Source organism: Acinetobacter sp. GW821-FHT09D10 (assembly GCF_059416285.1).
On record NZ_JBWKOW010000016.1, the window covers coordinates 1 to 5563 of the forward strand.

The following is a 5563-nucleotide window of genomic DNA, read 5'->3' on the forward strand; positions in this document are numbered from 1 at the left end:
AAGATCATTAAGAGATTATGAAGAACAACTTGTGTGGATTTTTACTGATTGATCGATCGAAATATTATCATTGATTGATTGGTTTAAATTACTCGAAGTTTATTTGAGCGAAATTTAAGTCAGAAAATTGATGAGCCAGAATTGGCACCTTGTCTTTAATAAGGTGCAAAATGATTTTTAACTGAAGAGTTTGATCATGGCTCAGATTGAACGCTGGCGGCAGGCTTAACACATGCAAGTCGAGCGGAGTGATGGTGCTTGCACTATCACTTAGCGGCGGACGGGTGAGTAATGCTTAGGAATCTGCCTATTAGTGGGGGACAACATTTCGAAAGGAATGCTAATACCGCATACGTCCTACGGGAGAAAGCAGGGGATCTTCGGACCTTGCGCTAATAGATGAGCCTAAGTCGGATTAGCTAGTTGGTGGGGTAAAGGCCTACCAAGGCGACGATCTGTAGCGGGTCTGAGAGGATGATCCGCCACACTGGGACTGAGACACGGCCCAGACTCCTACGGGAGGCAGCAGTGGGGAATATTGGACAATGGGCGCAAGCCTGATCCAGCCATGCCGCGTGTGTGAAGAAGGCCTTATGGTTGTAAAGCACTTTAAGCGAGGAGGAGGCTACTGAAGTTAATACCTTCAGATAGTGGACGTTACTCGCAGAATAAGCACCGGCTAACTCTGTGCCAGCAGCCGCGGTAATACAGAGGGTGCAAGCGTTAATCGGATTTACTGGGCGTAAAGCGCGCGTAGGCGGCTAATTAAGTCAAATGTGAAATCCCCGAGCTTAACTTGGGAATTGCATTCGATACTGGTTAGCTAGAGTGTGGGAGAGGATGGTAGAATTCCAGGTGTAGCGGTGAAATGCGTAGAGATCTGGAGGAATACCGATGGCGAAGGCAGCCATCTGGCCTAACACTGACGCTGAGGTGCGAAAGCATGGGGAGCAAACAGGATTAGATACCCTGGTAGTCCATGCCGTAAACGATGTCTACTAGCCGTTGGGGCCTTTGAGGCTTTAGTGGCGCAGCTAACGCGATAAGTAGACCGCCTGGGGAGTACGGTCGCAAGACTAAAACTCAAATGAATTGACGGGGGCCCGCACAAGCGGTGGAGCATGTGGTTTAATTCGATGCAACGCGAAGAACCTTACCTGGCCTTGACATAGTAAGAACTTTCCAGAGATGGATTGGTGCCTTCGGGAACTTACATACAGGTGCTGCATGGCTGTCGTCAGCTCGTGTCGTGAGATGTTGGGTTAAGTCCCGCAACGAGCGCAACCCTTTTCCTTATTTGCCAGCGAGTAATGTCGGGAACTTTAAGGATACTGCCAGTGACAAACTGGAGGAAGGCGGGGACGACGTCAAGTCATCATGGCCCTTACGGCCAGGGCTACACACGTGCTACAATGGTCGGTACAAAGGGTTGCTACCTAGCGATAGGATGCTAATCTCAAAAAGCCGATCGTAGTCCGGATTGGAGTCTGCAACTCGACTCCATGAAGTCGGAATCGCTAGTAATCGCGGATCAGAATGCCGCGGTGAATACGTTCCCGGGCCTTGTACACACCGCCCGTCACACCATGGGAGTTTGTTGCACCAGAAGTAGGTAGTCTAACCGCAAGGAGGACGCTTACCACGGTGTGGCCGATGACTGGGGTGAAGTCGTAACAAGGTAGCCGTAGGGGAACCTGCGGCTGGATCACCTCCTTAACGAAAGATTGACGATTGGTAAGAATCCACAACAAGTTGTTCTTCATAGATGTATCTGAGGGTCTGTAGCTCAGTTGGTTAGAGCACACGCTTGATAAGCGTGGGGTCACAAGTTCAAGTCTTGTCAGACCCACCATGACTTTGACTGGTTGAAGTTATAGAAAAGAAGATACATAACTGATGATGTAAGCTGGGGACTTAGCTTAGTTGGTAGAGCGCCTGCTTTGCACGCAGGAGGTCAGGAGTTCGACTCTCCTAGTCTCCACCAGAACTTAAGAGAAGTTCGGATTACAGAAATTAGTAAATAGAGGTTGTAAGATCTTAGTTTATTAACTTCTGTGATTTAAGTATCACGGTATTAAGCATGACCTGACGAAGGCATGTTTATTCATTAACAGATTGGCAAAATTGAGTCTGAAATAAATTGTTCACTCAATAATGAAAAGAGAAGAAGTAATTCTGATCTTGGAGTTAATTGAGAACTAGCAAATTAACTGAATCAAGCGTTTTGGTATATGAATTAGATTGAAGCTGTACAGTGTTTAAATACACAGTACTTCAAACTGTAAGAGATTGATGAGAAATCATTAATCATGTCTTATTACTCCTTGTAGGTAATAACGACTGTTTGGGGTTGTATAGTCAAGTAATTAAGTGCATGTGGTGGATGCCTTGGCAGTCAGAGGCGATGAAAGACGTAATAGCCTGCGATAAGCTCCGGGGAGGCGGCAAATATCCTTTGATCCGGAGATTTCTGAATGGGGGAACCCACCTACTTTAAGGTAGGTATTGCAACATGAATACATAGTGTTGCAAGGCGAACGAGGGGAAGTGAAACATCTCAGTACCCTTAGGAAAAGAAATCAATTGAGATTCCCTTAGTAGCGGCGAGCGAACGGGGATCAGCCCATTAAGTTATGTGTGTTTTAGTGGAACGCTCTGGGAAGTGCGAACGTAGAGGGTGATATTCCCGTACACGAAAGGGCACACATAATGATGACGAGTAGGGCGAGGCACGTGAAACCTTGTCTGAATATGGGGGGACCATCCTCCAAGGCTAAATACTCCTGACTGACCGATAGTGAACCAGTACCGTGAGGGAAAGGCGAAAAGAACCCCTGTGAGGGGAGTGAAATAGATCCTGAAACCGCATGCATACAAGCAGTGGGAGCCGACTTGTTCGGTGACTGCGTACCTTTTGTATAATGGGTCAGCGACTTATATTCAGTAGCGAGGTTAACCGTATAGGGGAGCCGTAGAGAAATCGAGTCTTAATAGGGCGTTTAGTTGCTGGGTATAGACCCGAAACCAGGCGATCTATCCATGAGCAGGTTGAAGGTTGGGTAACACTAACTGGAGGACCGAACCCACTGTCGTTGAAAAGCCAGGGGATGACTTGTGGATAGGGGTGAAAGGCTAATCAAGCCTGGTGATAGCTGGTTCTCCCCGAAAGCTATTTAGGTAGCGCCTCGGACGAATACCATAGGGGGTAGAGCACTGTTTCGGCTAGGGGGTCATCCCGACTTACCAAACCGATGCAAACTCCGAATACCTATGAGTACTATCCGGGAGACAGACTGCGGGTGCTAACGTCCGTAGTCAAGAGGAAAACAATCCAGACCGCCAGCTAAGGCCCCAAAATCATAGTTAAGTGGGAAACGATGTGGGAAGGCATAGACAGCTAGGAGGTTGGCTTAGAAGCAGCCACCCTTTAAAGAAAGCGTAATAGCTCACTAGTCGAGTCGGCCTGCGCGGAAGATGTAACGGGGCTAAAACTATGTGCCGAAGCTGCGGATTTGACTTTTAAGTCAAGTGGTAGGGGAGCGTTCTGTAAGCCGATGAAGGTGTATTGAGAAGTATGCTGGAGGTATCAGAAGTGCGAATGCTGACGTGAGTAACGACAAAACGGGTGAAAAACCCGTTCGCCGAAAGACCAAGGGTTCCAGTCCAACGTTAATCGGGGCTGGGTGAGTCGACCCCTAAGGCGAGGCCGAAAGGCGTAGTCGATGGGAAATTGGTTAATATTCCAATACTTCTGTGTAATGCGATGAGAGGACGGAGAAGGTTAAGTCAGCCTGGCGTTGGTTGTCCAGGTGAAAGGAAGTAGGCATGCATCTTAGGCAAATCCGGGGTGCTCTATGCTGAGATCTGATAGCAAGCTGTACTTGTACAGCGAAGTGGCTGATACCATGCTTCCAGGAAAAGTCTCTAAGCTTCAGTTACACAGGAATCGTACCCTAAACCGACACAGGTGGTCAGGTCGAGTAGACCAAGGCGCTTGAGAGAACTCTGCTGAAGGAACTAGGCAAAATGGTACCGTAACTTCGGGAGAAGGTACGCTGTTGTTGGTGATGGAACTTGCTTCCTGAGCTGATGACAGCCACAGAAACCAGGCCGCTGCAACTGTTTATTAAAAACATAGCACTCTGCAAACACGAAAGTGGACGTATAGGGTGTGATGCCTGCCCGGTGCTGGAAGGTTAATTGATGGGGTTAGCGTAAGCGAAGCTCTTGATCGAAGCCCCAGTAAACGGCGGCCGTAACTATAACGGTCCTAAGGTAGCGAAATTCCTTGTCGGGTAAGTTCCGACCTGCACGAATGGCATAATGATGGCGGCGCTGTCTCCAGCAGAGGCTCAGTGAAATCGAAATCGCTGTGAAGATGCAGTGTACCCGCGGCTAGACGGAAAGACCCCGTGAACCTTTACTGCAGCTTGACATTGAACTTTGACCTTACTTGTGTAGGATAGGTGGGAGGCTTTGAAGTTGGAACGCTAGTTCCAATGGAGCCGTCCTTGAAATACCACCCTGGTAATGTTGAGGTTCTAACTCTGCCCCGTAATCCGGGGCGAGGACCATGTCTGGTGGGTAGTTTGACTGGGGCGGTCTCCTCCTAAAGAGTAACGGAGGAGTACGAAGGTGCGCTCAGCGTGGTCGGAAATCACGCGTAGAGTATAAAGGCAAAAGCGCGCTTAACTGCGAGACCCACAAGTCGAGCAGGTACGAAAGTAGGTCTTAGTGATCCGGTGGTTCTGTATGGAAGGGCCATCGCTCAACGGATAAAAGGTACTCTGGGGATAACAGGCTGATACCGCCCAAGAGTTCATATCGACGGCGGTGTTTGGCACCTCGATGTCGGCTCATCTCATCCTGGGGCTGAAGCAGGTCCCAAGGGTATGGCTGTTCGCCATTTAAAGAGGTACGCGAGCTGGGTTTAGAACGTCGTGAGACAGTTCGGTCCCTATCTACCGTGGGCGCTGGAAATTTGAGAGGATCTGCTCCTAGTACGAGAGGACCAGAGTGGACGAACCTCTGGTGTACCGGTTGTGACGCCAGTCGCATCGCCGGGTAGCTATGTTCGGAAGGGATAACCGCTGAAAGCATCTAAGCGGGAAGCCTACCTCAAGATAAGATTTCCCTAGGACTTTATGTCCTCTAAAGAGCCGTTCGAGACTAGGACGTTGATAGGTTGGATGTGGAAGCATAGTGATATGTGAAGCTGACCAATACTAATTGCTCGTGAGGCTTGACTATACAACACCCAAGCAGTTGTATATAAAGCATCAATCGATTCATTAATATGCAAAGCAACTTGATTTAGTTATACGCTTAGCTAAAATGAACAAAATAAAGTAAGACTCAATCAGCCCATCTGTAAAGATTTGGAAAACGCATCGGCAACCAATAAGACCAATGCAAGTATCCATACCAGTTGTGCTGGCGACCATAGCAAGAGTGAACCACCTGATCCCTTCCCGAACTCAGAAGTGAAACCTCTTAGCGCTGATGGTAGTGTGGGGTTTCCCATGTGAGAGTAAGTCATCGCCAGCTCATTATTCAAACACCC

The 5563-nt window shown here is 48.5% G+C and carries 2 tRNA genes and 3 rRNA genes; all 5 read left to right on the forward strand.

The features are described 5' to 3' along the window. Positions 1 to 178 precede the first annotated feature (178 nt). The 5 genes from AC07M3_RS19010 (at position 179) to rrf (ending at position 5547) form a co-directional block, all read left to right on the forward strand. Positions 179 to 1716, forward strand: a 16S ribosomal RNA gene (locus tag AC07M3_RS19010). A 59-nt stretch (positions 1717 to 1775) separates the two neighbouring features. Next, positions 1776 to 1852: transfer RNA gene (locus AC07M3_RS19015), tRNA-Ile, on the forward strand. A 56-nt stretch (positions 1853 to 1908) separates the two neighbouring features. Further along, a tRNA-Ala gene (locus AC07M3_RS19020) sits at positions 1909 to 1984 on the forward strand. A gap of 372 nt (positions 1985 to 2356) precedes the next feature. After that, positions 2357 to 5250, forward strand: a 23S ribosomal RNA gene (locus AC07M3_RS19025). Positions 5251 to 5432: 182 nt separating this feature from the next. Then, positions 5433 to 5547, forward strand: a 5S ribosomal RNA gene (gene rrf / locus AC07M3_RS19030). Together the 16S, 23S and 5S rRNA genes with 2 tRNA genes alongside form the textbook arrangement of a ribosomal RNA operon. The last annotated feature ends 16 nt before the right edge of the window (positions 5548 to 5563 follow it).